The sequence below is a fragment of the Hyphomonas polymorpha PS728 genome, from assembly GCF_000685315.1.
Taxonomy (GTDB): Bacteria; Pseudomonadota; Alphaproteobacteria; order Caulobacterales; family Hyphomonadaceae; genus Hyphomonas; species Hyphomonas polymorpha.
The window spans coordinates 192341-207547 of sequence record NZ_ARYM01000002.1 but is presented as its reverse complement, the minus strand read 5'-3'; the positions used below and the strand labels follow the sequence as shown (position 1 = coordinate 207547).

Sequence of the window (15207 nt, the reverse complement as noted above, 5' to 3'; positions counted from 1 at the left end):
CCCATACGGTAGCCCTCTGGCAAAGGGGGGCCATGCGTTCTCCTCCCTCTTTGCGGCTGATCCGCAGGCTGGCTGCCTTTGCCGCCCTGATGGTCGCCATCGTCGTTGCCTATCTGTCGCTGATGCCGGTGGATGAGGGTCCGGCCCCCGTCTTTTCCGACAAGGTGAACCATTTCCTGGCCTATGCCGGGCTTGCCGCCCCTCTGACACTCGCCTTGCATCCCAAGCGCTGGCTGAGCGCGGTGATCGTGGCCACGGTTTACGGGATCGGGTTGGAATTTGCCCAGGCGATGGGGGATGCCGGCCGCGAAGGATCGGTGCTCGACGCGCTGGCAAACTTTCTGGGCGCCCTGGCCGGCGCAGCGCTGATCCGCTTCAGCGCGGGCGTGCGGCCCTGATCACTCGGCCGCAGCGGCTGTGTCTTCTTCCAGGCGATAAACAGCCCGCAGGATCTTGGCGCACCGCGCCGCCACCGGGCGCAGCTCCTCGGGCACATTCTTCGGATTGGCACCAGCGAACTCCGCAATCTTGCGGGCGACGCGGAAAAGATCGGGCGTGTGGGCAATCATCCGGGCCTGATGTTCGACACGGGCCGGATCGCGGTCATATTCCGTGGCCGGCACCCGCCAGCCGCTATTGGGCCCGTCATCGGTAGCAACTGCCGGATAGGTGCCCGGCGTGACACCGAGCGCCACCTGCCCGTCTCCGGAACGCCATTTCATCAGGCGCCGGACGACCCGCCACTGCTCGATCAGCGTGTCGTCCTCGTCATCTTCTTCGTTGCGTTCTTGGCGGTGCATGGCCTCTTCAGACACAAGTTCATGCGCCTGAAACAGCCGGCCGAGGCCGCAATCATAGGTGATACGCAGGGGCTCATCGACACCCTTCACCCAGTGGGGCACCACCCGCTCGATCGGCACCCAGGTGCCCACCGGCTTTACGTAAACCCGCTGAGACTTGTGAAACAGCGCCTTTGCCATGACGGATGACCCCACCTCGATCAACCCGCATACATGCCAGAGGAGTATGTCGCCGAGGTAAGCACAATCGATCAAATTTCCCCGAAGTCACGGGCGAATTTGTTTCCCTTGGGTCACGGCTTTCCGTGCGCGTAAAGCGCGCTATGGTTCCTCATCAGCGATAAACGAGACACGCCCGCAAGGGCGATTGGGAGCCTGACGCGCCATGAATTTCGATTTTTCCGAAGACCAAAAGTTCCTTGCCAATGAGGCCCGGAAATTCCTTTCGCAGGAATGCACCACGGCTGTCGTGCGCACGGTTCTGAATGACGACAAGAAAGCCTACCACAAGGAGCTCTGGGGCAAGATCGGCGAGATGGGCTGGCTGGGCGCGGCCATTCCGGAAGAGCATGGCGGCCTGGGCCTCGGCATGCTGGAAATGTGCGTGCTGGCAGAAGAAATGGGCCGCGCGATTGCACCGGTGCCCTTCGCCTCCACCGCCTATTACCTGACCGAAGCGGTGAAGCTCGCCGGCAATGACGGCCAGAAAGCTGCCCTGCTGCCGAAGATTGCCGCCGGCGAAGTGATCGGCGCCTATGCCGCCAGCGAAGGCCCCGGCCATCCCGACGCCGCAAGCCTGAAGACCACGTTCGATGGCAAGACCCTTTCGGGCACCAAGATCCCGGTAACCGATGGCGACATCGCCACCCATGCCATTGTTCTGGCCAAGGAAGGTTCCGGCGCCTCGCTGGTGCTGGTGGACCTCTCCGGCGCCGGCGTTACCCGCAAGAGCGTGCAGACGCTGGACCCGACGCGCAGCCATGCCGAGATCACCTTCTCCGGCACCCCGGCCGAGCGCCTCGGCGGCAAGGGCGAAGGCGAGACGCTGAATGACGAGCTGCTCAACCGCGTGGCCGTTCTGCTGGCTTTCGAACAGCTTGGCGGGGCTTCGGTCTGCCTCGAAATGGCCAATGACTATGCCAAGAACCGCTATGCCTTCGGCCGCCCGATCGGGGGCAACCAGGCGATCAAGCACAAGCTGGCCGACATGTATGTGAAGAACGAAGTGGCCCGGTCCAACTGCTATTACGGCGCCTGGGCGCTTTCCACGGGCGCCGCCGAACTGCCGGAAGCCGCCGCTGCCGCCCGCGTCGCCGCGTCGGAAGCCTACTGGTTTGCCTCGAAGGAAAACATCCAGACGCATGGCGGCATGGGCTTCACCTGGGAAGTCGACTGCCACCTCTTCTATCGCCGCGCCAAGCTGCTGAACGTTCAGGCCGGCGCGCCGAAGGTGTGGAAGGAAAAGCTGGTGCGTGCGCTTGAGGCCAAGAATGCGGCCTGAGGCACCAGCCTCTTACAGAAGGACCGGGCGGCAGGAGAAGTCCCGCCGCCCGGCGCCCGGATTATTCTGCCTCGGCAGCGGCGGCAGGAACGCCCGGATAGTTGTTCGTGCCGGCCGACTTCCAGGTGAGCGTATCTGCCGGGGTGTTGCCGGGGCCGGTGAAGACCTGCAGCGTGGCGGTGTCGTAGGAGATGTCGAAGTTCTCGATCACGGCATTCCCCTCGCCCGAATAGGTCGAGTAGTTGTTGAGCGTGGCGTTCGTCAGCTTCCAGACCTGACGGCCCGGTGCGCCATCGGTGGTCATCGTGATCTGCAGAGACGGAACGCTCGTGCCGTTGATGACATGGCTCAGAACCTTGACGGACGAGGTGTCGAAGCTGCGCGTGACGTAAAGCGAGCCGGTGTAGAGTTCGGACCGCTTTGGCTCGACCGGCATGTAGGTTTCCGGATCATAGACCGGCTGCTGCGAGACGCTGAAGGTCAGGTTGGTGGCAGGAATCTTGGTACCGCCGACATCAATCTCGATACCGGCATGGGCAAGCCCAGCGATCAGCAGAGAGGCCGCTGCGGCACCGATGAACCTGCGAGATTTCGTAACGACTTGCGACATGAGTATCCGTCCCTTTTTCTTTTGACGCCCCCGGCGGAATCGCCCCGGCGCCTGCGTGTCATAGGACGACGCAATTCCGGATGGAATATGGCAACACGCTGGCAGCATCCGCACACGGCAAAAAAATCCGGGGACAGAGCCTTCCCGCCCTACCCCACCCGATAATCAAAAACAGCAAACACAGACGATAACGAACGGAGTGCCCCATGGACTTCAATGATACCCCCGAAGAAGCCGCCTTCCGCAAAGAGGCCAACGACTTCCTCTCCAAACATCTGGAGCTGAAGAACGGTGCCAAGCCACGCGCATCCGGCGAGTCCGCACTCGCCCGCGCGAAAGCCTGGCAGAAGACCAAGGCCGAGAACAAGTTTGCCCAGATCACCTGGCCCAAGGAATGGGGCGGCCGCGGCGGCACCTCGATGGAAGCCGTTATCTGGGGCCAGGAGGAGTCCAAGTATGACGCGCCGACCGGCCCGTTCGCCATTGGCCTTGGCATGTGCATCCCGACCGTGATCGCGTTCGGCTCTGACGAGCATAAGAAGAAATATGTCCAGAAAGCCCTCTTCGGCGAGGAAATCTGGTGCCAGCTCTTCTCCGAGCCTTCGGCCGGTTCGGACGTGGCAGGCCTCAAGACCCGCGCGGTGAAGGATGGCGACGAGTGGGTGATCAACGGCCAGAAGGTCTGGACCTCAGGCGCGCACTATTCCGACTACGGCATTCTCTTGGTCCGTACCGATCCGAAAGTGCCCAAGCACAAAGGCCTGACCATGTTCATCGTGAACATGAAACAGCCCGGCGTGGAAGTCCGCCCGATCCACCAGGCTTCCGGTGGCCGCGAGTTCAACGAGGTGTATTTCACCGATGTGCGCATTCCGGACTCTGACCGTCTCGGCGAAGTCGGCGCGGGCTGGAAAGTGGCCCTCGTGACGCTGATGAACGAGCGCCTTGCTGTGGGTGGCTCGCCCGGTCCCGACTGGGGTGAGATCATGGCCTATGCCAAGACCGCCGGCACGATGGACGACCAGGCCTTCCGCGAGAAACTCGCTGACTGGTATGTCGCCGCGCAGGGCTACAAGCTGACGAAGTTCCGCACCCAGACGGCTCTGTCCCGTGGCCAGACGCCCGGCCCGGAAAACTCGATCGGCAAGATCATCACCGCCAACCATCTGCAGGACATCTGCAACTCGGCCATCGAGATGCAGGACCATTACGGCATCATCACCGAAGCCGACCGGATGCCGGCCGATGCGATCTTCCAGCAGAGCTTCATGTGGGCGCCGGGCCTGCGGATCGCCGGGGGCACCGACGAGATCCTGAAGAACATCATCGCCGAGCGCGTGCTGGGCCTGCCCCAGGATGTGCGCGTCGACAAGGATCTGGCCTTCGACGAAATGAAGTCCGGCTGATCGGCCACCGCTTCAGGAAACAGAAACGCCGGCCGCGTCAGACGCGGCCGGCGTTTTCTTTTCCGGAGAAGGCTCCTCAGGGCTGGCGGGTGGCGTCGGCAATGAACGCGGCCGCTTCCCGCGCGCAGGCCTGCCCGGCCTGCACCAGCGCTTCGGCGCGCGCCGCGTCGGTGCGGCCCCGCGCAGTGGCCGAGGTGGCAATCGAGGTCTGGCGGAAGACGCTGCGCTCCTTGCCGCGAAGGATCGTGCCTTCAAGGCGGCAGCGGGCCGCATCCCCCTTCAGGGTGAGGTCGGAAATGCGCCAGGAAAATTCGAAATCGGTGAAAGCGCCCGCCTGCGCCGGCAGGGCCACATTGGCGCCCTCCCCGCTCAGCAGGTCGAGCAGGGCTTCCTGCATCAGGCTGGTGGCGCGGTCCGTCCACTGAACAGAACGCACATAGCGCATCGCGCCGGTTTCATCTTCGGCGGCAATGGAGCGGCCAGCCAGCAGGCGGGAGGCTTCCGGCTCACGCACGGTGACGGAGGCCGCCAGCTCATAAGCCGGATCGAGCGGGCTCAGCCGGTAGAGGGCATCTGCCGGATCACGTTGCGGGATGACGCTTGCGCAGGCGCCCAGCGACAGTGCGGCAGCGGCCAGGATCAGGGGGCGGAACATCAGCGTTTCTCCTCATAGGGCACAGCTTCGCCGACCAGCAGCGACTGGGGATTGCTTTCCAGCTCTCTCAGGAAGCGGTCAAACCGGTTAAGCATGATGCGCAGCTCCTTGCTGGCAACACCGGCATTCTGGAAGGTTTCGGTGGCCGGGCCCTCGATGATGGCAGTCGCGGCAGCGACGGCCTCTGCGCTGCGGTCGAGCGTGCCGCTGGCCGATTTGGCAACGGTGCGCAGATCCGCGACGAGGATTTTGAGATCTTCGGCAGCCGCCGCCAGGCTGGTATCGGCCGAGTCGCCGAACTCCTGGAACTCGACCGACGCCTTCTCGAAGGCGACGGCGGCGCGGGAGACATCGTCCACAGCGGCGGTGGCCTTGTCGATGAGGCCATCGTCTGCGGCGAGCTTTCCGGTGGCGATCTCGATATTCTTCAGCGTGGCATTGACCGAGGCGATGTTCTCGTCGGTCAGCATCTTGTTGATATTGTCGAAGGTGAGGTTGGCGCGGCCGAGCGCCTGGGCGCCGCCAGCAACGATCTGGTCGACCAGTGTACGCTCCGACCGGATGACGGGCACAGGTTCGCCCGCGCGCGCTTCAAGCGGACGGCCTGTGCCGGCGGTGATCTGGATGAAGGTTGTGCCGGTGATGCCGGCGAGCTGGATCGAGGCGCTGGAATCTTCGCGTACCGGCGTTTCGCGCGAAACCCGGACCCGGGCGCGCACCTTGGAGGAGTCACCCCGGTCTACACGGACCGTCGCAACCTCACCCACCTTGATGCCAATATAGCGCACGGCGGCCCCCTCCTCCAGGGAGACCGGCCCATCGAACACGATGTCGTAGGCTTTGTAATCGCGGCTGAACTCCGACTGGCCGAGCCAGAGAACAAAGCCAGCGACCAGCGCGGCGGCGAGGATCACCAGACCGCCAATCAATGCATAGTTTGCCCGGGTTTCCATGGGTCCAAACTCTCCTAATAGCCAGCCGAGGCCGCACGTCCGCGCGGCCCGCCAAAGTATTGCTGTATCCAGGGGTGATCGACGCGCCGCAGCTCGTCCATCGTGCCGACGGCCAGCACGCGCTTTTCACCGATCACGGCGATCCGGTCACAGACCGCGTGCAGCGTGTCGAGATCGTGGGTGACGAGGAAGACAGTGAGGCCAAGCGCCTGCTGCAGATCGCGGATCAGCTTGTCGAAGGCTGCCGCGGTGATGGGGTCAAGACCGGCGGTCGGCTCGTCCAGGAACAGAAGTTCCGGATCGAGCGCGAGGGCGCGGGCGAGCGCAGCACGCTTGCGCATGCCGCCAGAAAGGTCTGCGGGGTATTTGTCACCGGCGCTGGGGGAAAGACCCGCCATCTGGATCTTCATGTCGGCCAGCTGGGCGCGCAGGGTCGGATTGAGATCGGTATGCTCGCGCATCGGCACCATGACGTTTTCCCGCACGGTGAGGTTTGAGAACAGGGCCCCATCCTGGAACATGATGCCCCAGCGGCGCTCCAGCGCGGTGCGCTCTTCCCGGTTCAGCAGGCCGAGCTGTTCGCCAAAGACTTCGACCGTGCCGGATTCGGGCTGCTTGAGACCGACGATGGCCCGCAGCGTGACGGATTTACCGCCCCCGGACGGACCGATGATGCCGATGACTTCGCCGCGCTCGATGTCGAGATCAAACTCATCGAGCACGACATTGCGGCCATAGGCGACTTTCATGTCGCGGATCTTGATGACGGGGTCGGCGCTCATATGCCCATCTCCATGTAGAAGATGGCAAACAGCGCATCGATGACGATGATGGCGAAGATGGCCTGAACCACGGAGGTGGTGGTCGCCTTGCCCAGCGACTGGACCGAGCCGCCCACCTGCAGGCCCTGGCGGCAGGCGATCAAGGCAACGACGAGGCCGAACACCGGTGACTTCGACATGCCGACCCAGAACTGGTCGAGTGTCACAGCTTCCCGCATCTGCTCCAGAAACACTGCCGGAGCGATATCCAGCGTGCCCCAGCAGACGGCCATGCCGCCGGCAATGCCGGAGACGGTGGCCACGAAGGTCAGCACCGGCGTCATCACCAGCATCGCAAGGACACGCGGCGCGACGATGACATCCATCGGCTTGAGGCCGAGGGTCTGCATCGCGTCGATTTCCTGACGCATCTTCATCGAGCCGATCTGGGCGGTGAAGGAGGAGTTCGTGCGGCCGGCCAGCACGATGCCGGTCAGCACCACGCCGAATTCGCGCAGCACGGCAAAGCCGATGAGCTGGACGGTGAAGACTTCGAGCCCGAAATCGCTGAGCAGGGTGGCGCCGATGAAAGCGATGACGAGGCCGACAAAGAAGGAAAGGAAAGCGATGATCGGCATCGCGTTGAGGCCGGCTTCTTCCATCACCGAGACGATGGAGGTCCAACGCAGCTTCCAGGGCTGGACAGCGAGGCGGGCAACGGTAACCAGGGTTTCGCCAAGGAATGCCAAGCTTGCCTGGGTTTCCTTTATGAAATCAACGCTGCCCTTGCCCGTCCGCTCCAGCAGGGCGAGGAGGCCGGTATCGCGCTTTTCAGCCGGCGGGGCCGGCTCGGCATGCGCGTGAACCTGCTCGAGCAGGCTCTCCACGGAAGCATGTTCACCCAGGATACGGGGTGGCCAGGCAGCGCCCTTTTCGCGCAGGGTGCGGTCAATCAGAAACGCGCCGGAAGTATCGAGGCGGCCCAGCGCGGACACGTCCAGACATTCCGGGACATCTCCGGACACGGCGCGCAGCTGGGCATCCAGCTGGTTAATCGTCGCCACCGTCCAGTCTCCGCTGAGGCGGAGGACGCGGCCTTCATCGCTCTCTTCAAGCGTGAAGCTGGGGGCGGTAGAGTTCAGCATTCTTCGGGTCCTGACTGACCTCAATAACAAAACATGCTTAAGGACGGCGTGTGCCAAACCAAGACAATTCGTCTGTGAGGATTAACCCATGGGTCATTTCCGGCTTGAAGCTGCTCATATTTCCACCCCTCTGAACGCGGCGTTCGCGATTTCCCGCGGCGCCAAGACGAGCGCCGAGACCGTGCGCGTGCGCCTCACGGATGGGGATAACTCCGGACGGGGGGAAAGCGTTCCCTATGGCCGGTATGGGGAGACGGTCGACACTGTCCTGGCGGAGATCGAAGCGGCGCGCGCAGAGATCGAGGCCGGGATCAGCCTTGAGGCCCTGCAGAGCCTGATGAAGCCAGGCGCGGCACGCTGCGCGGTGGACTGCGCGCTGTGGGATCTGGAAGCGAAGAAAGCGGGCAAGCCGGTCTGGCAGCTGGCGGGGCTGCCGGAGCCCAGGCCGGTGGAGACGGCGAGGACGATTACGCTGGACGCGCCTGCCGCCATGGCGGACGCCGCGCGCGCAGCGCCGGGCAAGCTGCTGAAGCTGAAACTTGGCGGGGTGGGCGACATTGCCCGGCTGCAGGCAGTGCATGAAGCGCGGCCCGATGCGCGCCTGATCGCCGACGCCAATGAGGGCCTCTCCCCGGCTGATCTGCCGGCCCTGATGAAGGCGGCGGCGGAGCTGGGTGTGGTGCTGATCGAGCAGCCCCTGCCCGCCGGCCAGGATGAGGCGCTGCTGAAGCGGCCCGGCGCGGTGGCCCTCTGCGCCGATGAGAGCGCCCACACCAGCGCCGACATCCAGACCCTCGCCCGCTGCTATGACGCGGTGAATATCAAGCTCGACAAGGCGGGCGGGCTAACCGAAGCGATCGCCATGGCGCGCGCCGCGCGCGGGGCCGGCATGGGCGTGATGGTGGGCTGTATGGTGGCAGGCTCGCTGTCGATGGCGCCGGCAGTGCTGCTGGCGCAGCTGGCAGATGCGGCAGATCTGGACGGGCCGCTCTGGCTGGCGGGCGATATTGAAGACGGGCTAACATTTACGGACGGTGTTGTGGCGCCGCCGGGAGCAGCGCTCTGGGGGTAAACGGAAAGTAGGCCAGGCCGGTCCGGCGAACTACCCCCGTCAATTGGCCGGGCCGGTGACGCTTTCGATGGGCAGCACATAGTGGCGGTTGCAGAATTGACAGTCGATGGCGAGGGTGCCATCGGGCTCAACCAGATCACGCAGCGACTCTTCGGGCATGCCGCGCAGCGTCTGCAGCAGGCGCTCCTCATTGCAGGTGCACCGGTCATCGACCGCGCGGCTGTCTTCCAGGCGCACGCCCTGTTCATGGAACAGGCGGAAAAGAAGATCCGTCATCGGAAGGCCAGGATCTGACAGTTCGGCAGGCGTCAGCGTTGCGAACAGGGCCTCAGCTTCGCGCCAGGCTTCCTGCGTATCGCCGCGGGTCTCGTCACCGGCGATGCGCTGGATCATCATGCCGCCGCAGATCCAGTCTCCGCCTTCGGTAGGCTCCACCGACAGCCGGATACGCGAGGGCACCTGCTCGGACATGCTGTAATAATCCTCCGCACACTGGGCAAGCGTGCCCTTGTTGAGCGGAACGATGCCCTGATAGGGCTGCAGGTTGGGATTGTCCTGCAAGAGGATCAGGCCAAGCCGGCCAGCGCGCCCGAAAAGCTGGGGCATATGCGGTGGCTTGCCCTTGTTGAGGCGGTCAAGATTTGCCCAGGCCTCTTCATCATAGCGGGCATAGCCGCGCACGCCGCCATTGGTGGTGTATTCTCCCACCAGCATGCGCACGGGACCATCGCCTTCGGCCTGAACCAGGATGCGCCCGTCAAACTTCAGCGAGGAGCCGACAAGGGCCGCCAGCGCGACGGCTTCGCCGAGGATGCGGGCGAGGTTTTCAGGGTAATCATGCCGGGCCAGGATCGGGGTGAGGCTGCCCGCGCCCATGCGCACGGCGCGCCCGCGGATGGGGCGATCCTCAATCTGGAAACTGGCGGTGAAATCACCGGTCTGGAAGGCAGGCAGGGTCATGGGCATATCCCGTTCGGGGCAATGGGGCGGTCAAGGCGCCCCATGTGGCAGCGAGGGGCCCTGATCGCAAGGGGGCGCCCTGCCCTGGCCTATTTCCCGAGGCACCAGCGCAGGATGGCTTTCTGGGCGTGGAGGCGGTTTTCGGCTTCGTCGAAGACGAGGCTGGCCGGGCCGTCGATGACTTCGGCGTCGACTTCCTCGCCCCGGTGGGCCGGCAGGCAGTGAAGGAATTTCGCCCCGCCGGCCGCCAGCGCCATCAGCTCCTCGGTCACCGCATAAGGCTCAAGGATCTGCAGGCGGCGTTCGGCGTCGGTATCCCCCATCGAGACGAAGGTGTCAGCGATCACGACGTCGGCGCCGGCAACGGCTTCCTCAGCAGTCTCGAAAAGCTCGATCCGGCCCTGAAGCTCGGCCGCGATCTCCAGATCGTCTTCATCCGGAGCAAACCGCTTCGGCGTGCCGATGGCGAGGGAAAAGCCGAATTTCGGCGCGGCATGAATGAAACTGGCGCAGACATTGTTGCCATCCCCCACCCAGGCGATGCGCGCGCCCTGCAGGGTGAGCCCGTGTTCTTCCAGCGTCAGCAGGTCTGCCATGATCTGGCAGGGATGGGAGCGGTCCGTGAGGCCATTGATGACCGGGACGGTGGCCGCTTCGGCAAAGACTTCCACATCGGTATGATCATTGGCGCGGATCATCACCGCATCGACATAGCGGGAGAGCACCTTGGCGGTGTCGTCGATCGTTTCGCCCCGGCCGAGCTGCATGTCGGACGAAGTGGCGGTGATCGAGGATCCGCCCAGCTGGCGCATGGCCATATCAAAGGAGAAGCGCGTGCGGGTGGATGATTTCTCGAAAATCATCGCCAGCGTGTGGCCGTCCAGCGGGGCGCCGTCATCCACCTTACCCTTCGGCCAGCCAATGCGGGCCTTCTTCATGCGGTGGGCCTCATCGAGGATCGCGCGGAGTTCAGCGCGCTCAATGGGCCAGATATCAAGGAAATGGCGGATCGTCATGGGCGCTGCCCCCGCAAAAGAAAGGGCGCCGCATAGCGTGTTTTTCGGAGGATCGCCAGTGTTTGTTGGTGAAATCACCGGCAGGAACTACCCGCCCGGCAGCGCGGGCGGGCAGAAGGCCAGCTTGGGGCGCGTCAGGCCCGCTTAATGACGCGGACGACCAGAAGCAGGATCACTGCGCCTATCGTGGCATGGAGGATTGCTCCCAGGATGCCAGCGCCGAGGCTGACCCCGATGGCGGGAAAGACATAGCCCGCAATGAATGCGCCGAGGATGCCGACAACGATATTGCCGATAAGCCCAAAGCCGAAACCTTTCACGATCAGCCCGGCGAGCCAGCCGGCAACCGCGCCGATCAGCAGAAATATCAGAATACTTTCAAGGGTCATTCTGGGTCTCCTTCCCGTTATGCAGGCCTCAGTGTGCAGCGGCCGGGTGGCCGCAGAGAGCCTGACGGGGCAGTCTCGTGGCTGCCCTTAGGGAAAGGATAGGACTGATCCGGGCCGCGCGGGAAGCAAAAATTCGCCTCGGACGAGTGTGCCCTCCCGATCACACTTACAGTGCGTTCAATCGAAAACTGCAAAATTACCGGAACGCGCCTTATATTTATCAGTTTTATAGGCTCTGCCTCCGCACTCGAAACCATAGGAAATTCAAACGTGAATGAAGCTCATTTTCTAGCGTATTTGCTACGCATTCTCAAATATGGAATGTGGCGATTGCAAGGCCGATTGCAATGACGGATCCTTATTCTCGCACCACACCAACAATAAATCTAAAGTGGAACAATCTACGGCACAATTGCCGGATGTTTCCGACTGTCGCGGACTGCGCCGAGCATTGTGTGCCCAGTCTGCGCGCCTGCGCCCGGCTGTTTTGCGGGTCGCTGAGCGAGGGAGACAGCCTCGTCGAGAACTTCCTGCAGGAATTGCTGACACTTCCGGTGACGCAGGAGACGTTGCGTACACCCAGGGGGCTGATGGCCACCTTCGAGACCTTTCTCCGCGGCCGGTTTGGAGCCCAATCCCGGCGCATCCTCCTGTCCGTGCCGCCCGAGCGGACGGCGAATGCCTGGATGACGATTGACGAGTTTCTACGCGCGCTTTCGCGCATCTAGAGGCGCCCGCGCGCCCTTCCTACGCTCGGAACCCGTAGGCGCGCTCCACCCTGGCGACGCGGATCGTGTAGGCCGAATAGAAGGCTTCGCGGCCCCGTTTCTGGGCGGCGATATGATCGGCCTGGCGTTTCCACGCGCGGATGGCGTCTTCGCTCTCCCAGTAGGAGACGGTGATCTCCAGCCCGCCCTCGCCTTGCGCGGACTCATAGCCGAGGAAGCCCGGCATCGTATGGGCAAGGGTGACCATCGCTTCGGCGGTTTCGGCATATTCCGCCTCCTCCCGGCCGGAGAATATGGCCGTGAAGATGACGGCCCAATAGGGCGCCTCGGGCGTGGTGGCGATCATGGCGGCTCCCCCTCTTTTGGCCCCGTCACAGGCCTGTCATTGTGACACGTCATAGGCGGCCCTATCTAGCCCCCTCCCCGCGCCCCGCCAGCTAGCGTCCGGCGGCAAAGTGCCCTAAGGGAGGCGCACAGTTTCAACCCTTTCCGGGAGTTAGCCCAGATATGGACAGAGTTCTCATCATCGGCGCCGGCGCAGCCGGTTCAGTCGTCGCCAAAAAGTGCGCGATGGACCGCGACACGTTCAAACACATCACCCTCGCCTCGCGCCGCATTGAGAGCTGCGAGAAGGTGGCGAAGGAGTGCGTGACGCCCATCGAGATTGCGCAGGTCGACGCCGATGACGTGGCCGCCACGGTGGCGCTCATCAAGAAGGTAAAGCCCGACCTCGTGATCAACATGGCCCTGCCCTATCAGGACCTGCCGATCATGGATGCCTGCCTCGAGGCGGGCACGAACTATCTCGACACGGCCAATTACGAGCCGCGCGAAGTCGCAAAGTTCGAATATTCCTGGCAGTGGGCCTATCAGGACAAGTTCAAGGCAGCAGGCCTCACCGCCATTCTCGGCTGCGGGTTTGATCCCGGCGTGTCCAACATCTGGTGCGCCTATGCGCAGGAACACCTGTTCGACGAGATCGAGTATATCGATATCGTGGACTGCAATGCCGGCGACCATGGCAAGACCTTCGCCACCAACTTCAACCCGGAGATCAACCTCCGGGAAGTGACGCAGGACGGCAAATACTGGAAGAATGGCGAGTGGATCGAGATCCCGGCGCTCAGCATAAAGACGATGGTGGACTATCCCGAAGTCGGCCCGCGCGCCTCTTACCTCATCTATCATGAGGAAGAGGAAAGCCTTGTAAAGAACATCCGCGGCCTGAAACAGATCCGCTTCTGGATGACCTTTGGCGACGCCTACATCAAGCACCTGGAAGTGTTCAAATCCATCGGCCTGATCAGCCTGGAGCCGATCAAGCACAAGGGCATGGACATCATTCCGATGGAATTCCTGCGCGACCTGCTGCCGCCGCCCTCCTCCCTTGCCGAAGGCTATTCCGGCAAGACGAGCATCGGCGTGATCATCCGTGGCAAGAAGGATGGCGAGAAGATCGCCAAGATGCTGTACAATGTCTGCGACCATGCCGAGACCAACAAGGAAGTCGGCGCGCAGGCGGTGAGCTACACCACGGGCGTACCCCCGGTCTCCGGCGCGGCGATGTTCTTCCGCGGCATCTGGAAAGGCCCCGGCGTGTTCAACGTGGAAGAATTCCCCTCTGCGCCTTTCCTCGAAGACGTGGCCAAGCGCGGCCTGCCGACAACGATCATCGACATCAAGCCGGGCGACCAGGATCCGCTGTTTGAGGTGGTGACCTGATGGCGCTATCGCCCACGACAAAATGGTTATGGGCGCAGTTGTTTAGTTCAGCGATATATTCTGCGTGGTTGCTGGGAATATTGATACTTGTTTTCGGTATCTTGGCAGCACTGGTTGATGGCCCCAGTGCCGTTTTGGGGAAATGGCAAGGAGTAGGAATATTATTCGTTGGAATGCTCCCGATCGTGACGGTGGCAAACTTCGTGTTGAGTGTAGTCCTCGCAAACAGGCAAACTGCGAAAAAAGACAAAGATGAATCCCGTGAGCCCACCTGACATCCAAACCCCCTGCTTCGTCCTCGATACCGCCCGTCTCCGGAAGAATCTCGAAACGGCAAAGCGTGTGCGGGAGGAGGCTGGGTGCAAGATCCTGCTCGCGACGAAATCCTTCGCCATGCCTGCCGCCTTCCCTCTGATGAAGGACTATCTCGACGGGACGACGGCCAGCGGCGAGCATGAGGCGATCATGGGCGCGGAGGAATTCGGCAAGGAAGTCCACGTCTATTCGCCTGCCTACACCGAAGATGAAGTCCGCCGTCTGACGAAGGTGGCCCAGCATATCTATTTCAATTCGGCTGAGCAGCTTGGCCGGTTTGGCGATATTGCGCGCGACGCGGGCTGCCATGTCGGCCTGCGCGTGAACCCCGGCTATTCCAATGCGACGCTGGGCGGCGATCTCTACAACCCCACCGCCCCCACGAGCCGCTTTGGCGAAGTCCCGTCAAAGCTGGCGCAGGTGAACTGGAGCGGCGTCGATATTTTCCACGTCCATGCCCTCTGCGAGAGCCTTCACGAAGGCTCGGTTGGCCTCATCGAATATGTGTCGGAGCATTTTGCGCCTTATCTGGAGCAGGTTTCGGCGGTGAACTTCGGCGGCGGGCATTTTCTCAACAAGCCGGGCTATGATGTCGATGCGCTGATCGCGGCGATTAGAAAGTTCAAGGCGCGGTTCGGCATCGAGGTGATCCTTGAGCCGGGCGCCGGGCTTGTCGTGAATACCGGCGAGCTGCATTCGACCGTGCTGGCCCTGCACTGGAACGAGATGGACCTGGCGATCCTAGATGCCTCCGCCTCGACCCACATGCCGGACGTTCTGGAAGTGCCCTACCGCCCGGACGTGATCGGCGCGGGCCAGCCGGGGCAATTTCCGCACACGTATCGTTTTGGCGGCAAGACCTGCATGACCGGCGATGTGATTGGCGATTATTCCTTCGAAAAGCCGCTGGAACCGGGCGATCAGATCATCTTCACCGACCAGATGCATTACAGCTTCGTCAAGACCAACACCTTCAACGGAACCCCGCTCGCCAACCTCGCCATCCGCTGGGAAGACGGCCGCGTGGAGCAGATCTCCGACTTTGGTTATGGCGAGTTCCGCCGGCGGCTGGGGCGTTAGGCAGAACGGGAGAACGGCTCACCCTGAGCGAAGTCGAAGGGTGAGCCGGAGTGCGCGGAGCTTTTGGCCATCCTTCGACTTCGCTCAGGATGAG

The 15207-nt window shown here is 62.8% G+C and carries 17 protein-coding genes; 7 read left to right on the top strand and 10 right to left on the bottom strand.

Annotated features, from left to right (window positions below; translation table 11 throughout):
- Window positions 1–32 precede the first annotated feature (32 nt).
- Entirely contained in the window at window positions 33–398 is a 366-nt protein-coding gene (locus tag HPO_RS02640; RefSeq protein ID WP_035594086.1) for a VanZ family protein, read from the top strand.
- Here HPO_RS02640 and HPO_RS02635 read toward each other — a convergent pair whose 3' ends face one another.
- Window positions 399–980 (bottom strand): hypothetical protein, encoded by a 582-nt coding sequence (locus HPO_RS02635; RefSeq protein WP_035594084.1) that lies wholly within the window; start codon window positions 978–980, stop codon window positions 399–401. It abuts the gene before it with no gap.
- Window positions 981–1185: 205 nt separating this feature from the next.
- Between HPO_RS02635 and HPO_RS02630 the strand changes: the two genes are divergently transcribed.
- On the top strand, window positions 1186–2301 hold the full coding sequence (locus HPO_RS02630; RefSeq protein WP_035594082.1) for an acyl-CoA dehydrogenase family protein: 1116 nt from the start codon (window positions 1186–1188) through the stop codon (window positions 2299–2301).
- A 61-nt stretch (window positions 2302–2362) separates the two neighbouring features.
- Here HPO_RS02630 and HPO_RS02625 read toward each other — a convergent pair whose 3' ends face one another.
- Entirely contained in the window at window positions 2363–2911 is a 549-nt protein-coding gene (locus HPO_RS02625) for a type VI secretion system tube protein Hcp (protein ID WP_035594080.1), read from the bottom strand.
- 206 nt (window positions 2912–3117) lie between these two features.
- Here HPO_RS02625 and HPO_RS02620 point away from each other — a divergent pair, with 206 nt between their 5' ends.
- Window positions 3118–4317 carry an acyl-CoA dehydrogenase family protein gene (locus tag HPO_RS02620; RefSeq protein WP_035594078.1) on the top strand — a complete coding sequence of 400 codons (1200 nt, stop codon included), beginning with the start codon at window positions 3118–3120 and terminating at the stop codon, window positions 4315–4317.
- Window positions 4318–4393: 76 nt separating this feature from the next.
- On the opposite strand, the gene HPO_RS02615 is transcribed toward HPO_RS02620, so the two are convergent.
- The 4 genes from HPO_RS02615 to HPO_RS02600 are packed head-to-tail and all read right to left on the bottom strand — an operon-like array spanning window position 4394 to window position 7831.
- Entirely contained in the window at window positions 4394–4972 is a 579-nt protein-coding gene (locus HPO_RS02615) for an ABC-type transport auxiliary lipoprotein family protein (protein ID WP_035594076.1), read from the bottom strand.
- On the bottom strand, window positions 4972–5925 hold the full coding sequence (locus HPO_RS19525; protein ID WP_051612194.1) for an MlaD family protein: 954 nt from the start codon (window positions 5923–5925) through the stop codon (window positions 4972–4974). The genes HPO_RS02615 and HPO_RS19525 overlap by 1 nt, the downstream gene beginning before the upstream one ends.
- Before the next feature lie 14 nt (window positions 5926–5939).
- On the bottom strand, window positions 5940–6707 hold the full coding sequence (locus tag HPO_RS02605; RefSeq protein WP_035594074.1) for an ABC transporter ATP-binding protein: 768 nt from the start codon (window positions 6705–6707) through the stop codon (window positions 5940–5942).
- Window positions 6704–7831, bottom strand: a complete 1128-nt coding sequence (locus HPO_RS02600; RefSeq protein WP_035594072.1) for an ABC transporter permease — start codon at window positions 7829–7831, stop codon at window positions 6704–6706. Before HPO_RS02600 ends, HPO_RS02605 begins: the two co-directional genes overlap by 4 nt.
- 88 nt (window positions 7832–7919) lie before the next feature.
- Here HPO_RS02600 and dgcA point away from each other — a divergent pair, with 88 nt between their 5' ends.
- Entirely contained in the window at window positions 7920–8903 is a 984-nt protein-coding gene (gene dgcA, locus HPO_RS02595; protein ID WP_051612193.1) for an N-acetyl-D-Glu racemase DgcA, read from the top strand.
- Between the two features lie 39 nt (window positions 8904–8942).
- Here dgcA and hslO read toward each other — a convergent pair whose 3' ends face one another.
- From hslO to HPO_RS02580, 3 genes are all read right to left on the bottom strand, one after another.
- Entirely contained in the window at window positions 8943–9863 is a 921-nt protein-coding gene (gene hslO / locus HPO_RS02590; RefSeq protein WP_035594070.1) for an Hsp33 family molecular chaperone HslO, read from the bottom strand.
- 89 nt (window positions 9864–9952) lie between these two features.
- On the bottom strand, window positions 9953–10879 hold the full coding sequence (argF, locus tag HPO_RS02585) for an ornithine carbamoyltransferase (protein ID WP_035594068.1): 927 nt from the start codon (window positions 10877–10879) through the stop codon (window positions 9953–9955).
- A 134-nt stretch (window positions 10880–11013) separates the two neighbouring features.
- Entirely contained in the window at window positions 11014–11268 is a 255-nt protein-coding gene (locus HPO_RS02580) for a GlsB/YeaQ/YmgE family stress response membrane protein (RefSeq protein WP_035594066.1), read from the bottom strand.
- Between the two features lie 419 nt (window positions 11269–11687).
- Here HPO_RS02580 and HPO_RS02575 point away from each other — a divergent pair, with 419 nt between their 5' ends.
- Window positions 11688–11996 (top strand): hypothetical protein, encoded by a 309-nt coding sequence (locus HPO_RS02575; protein WP_035594064.1) that lies wholly within the window; start codon window positions 11688–11690, stop codon window positions 11994–11996.
- A gap of 19 nt (window positions 11997–12015) precedes the next feature.
- On the opposite strand, the gene HPO_RS02570 is transcribed toward HPO_RS02575, so the two are convergent.
- The gene (locus HPO_RS02570) at window positions 12016–12342 is read right to left on the bottom strand and encodes an antibiotic biosynthesis monooxygenase family protein (RefSeq protein WP_035594063.1); all 327 of its coding nucleotides are present in this window, start codon (window positions 12340–12342) and stop codon (window positions 12016–12018) included.
- Window positions 12343–12503: 161 nt separating this feature from the next.
- Between HPO_RS02570 and HPO_RS02565 the strand changes: the two genes are divergently transcribed.
- Together HPO_RS02565 and nspC are read left to right on the top strand one after the other, a co-directional pair.
- On the top strand, window positions 12504–13718 hold the full coding sequence (locus HPO_RS02565; protein WP_035594062.1) for a saccharopine dehydrogenase family protein: 1215 nt from the start codon (window positions 12504–12506) through the stop codon (window positions 13716–13718).
- 252 nt (window positions 13719–13970) lie between these two features.
- Window positions 13971–15113, top strand: a complete 1143-nt coding sequence (nspC, locus tag HPO_RS02560) for a carboxynorspermidine decarboxylase (RefSeq protein ID WP_035594061.1) — start codon at window positions 13971–13973, stop codon at window positions 15111–15113.
- Window positions 15114–15207: the final 94 nt, after the last annotated feature.

Excerpts from the sequence above, each read along its gene's own strand:
- HPO_RS02640 (WP_035594086.1), top strand. The coding sequence starts at position 33 with ATGCGTTCTCCTCCCTCTTTGCGGCTGATCCGCAGGCTGGCTGCCTTT.
- HPO_RS02635 (WP_035594084.1), bottom strand. The coding sequence starts at position 980 with ATGGCAAAGGCGCTGTTTCACAAGTCTCAGCGGGTTTACGTAAAGCCG.
- HPO_RS02630 (WP_035594082.1), top strand. The coding sequence starts at position 1,186 with ATGAATTTCGATTTTTCCGAAGACCAAAAGTTCCTTGCCAATGAGGCC.
- HPO_RS02625 (WP_035594080.1), bottom strand. The coding sequence starts at position 2,911 with ATGTCGCAAGTCGTTACGAAATCTCGCAGGTTCATCGGTGCCGCAGCG.
- HPO_RS02620 (WP_035594078.1), top strand. The coding sequence starts at position 3,118 with ATGGACTTCAATGATACCCCCGAAGAAGCCGCCTTCCGCAAAGAGGCC.
- HPO_RS02615 (WP_035594076.1), bottom strand. The coding sequence starts at position 4,972 with ATGTTCCGCCCCCTGATCCTGGCCGCTGCCGCACTGTCGCTGGGCGCC.
- HPO_RS19525 (WP_051612194.1), bottom strand. The coding sequence starts at position 5,925 with ATGGAAACCCGGGCAAACTATGCATTGATTGGCGGTCTGGTGATCCTC.
- HPO_RS02605 (WP_035594074.1), bottom strand. The coding sequence starts at position 6,707 with ATGAGCGCCGACCCCGTCATCAAGATCCGCGACATGAAAGTCGCCTAT.
- HPO_RS02600 (WP_035594072.1), bottom strand. The coding sequence starts at position 7,831 with ATGCTGAACTCTACCGCCCCCAGCTTCACGCTTGAAGAGAGCGATGAA.
- dgcA (WP_051612193.1), top strand. The coding sequence starts at position 7,920 with ATGGGTCATTTCCGGCTTGAAGCTGCTCATATTTCCACCCCTCTGAAC.
- hslO (WP_035594070.1), bottom strand. The coding sequence starts at position 9,863 with ATGACCCTGCCTGCCTTCCAGACCGGTGATTTCACCGCCAGTTTCCAG.
- argF (WP_035594068.1), bottom strand. The coding sequence starts at position 10,879 with ATGACGATCCGCCATTTCCTTGATATCTGGCCCATTGAGCGCGCTGAA.
- HPO_RS02580 (WP_035594066.1), bottom strand. The coding sequence starts at position 11,268 with ATGACCCTTGAAAGTATTCTGATATTTCTGCTGATCGGCGCGGTTGCC.
- HPO_RS02575 (WP_035594064.1), top strand. The coding sequence starts at position 11,688 with ATGTTTCCGACTGTCGCGGACTGCGCCGAGCATTGTGTGCCCAGTCTG.
- HPO_RS02570 (WP_035594063.1), bottom strand. The coding sequence starts at position 12,342 with ATGATCGCCACCACGCCCGAGGCGCCCTATTGGGCCGTCATCTTCACG.
- HPO_RS02565 (WP_035594062.1), top strand. The coding sequence starts at position 12,504 with ATGGACAGAGTTCTCATCATCGGCGCCGGCGCAGCCGGTTCAGTCGTC.
- nspC (WP_035594061.1), top strand. The coding sequence starts at position 13,971 with ATGAATCCCGTGAGCCCACCTGACATCCAAACCCCCTGCTTCGTCCTC.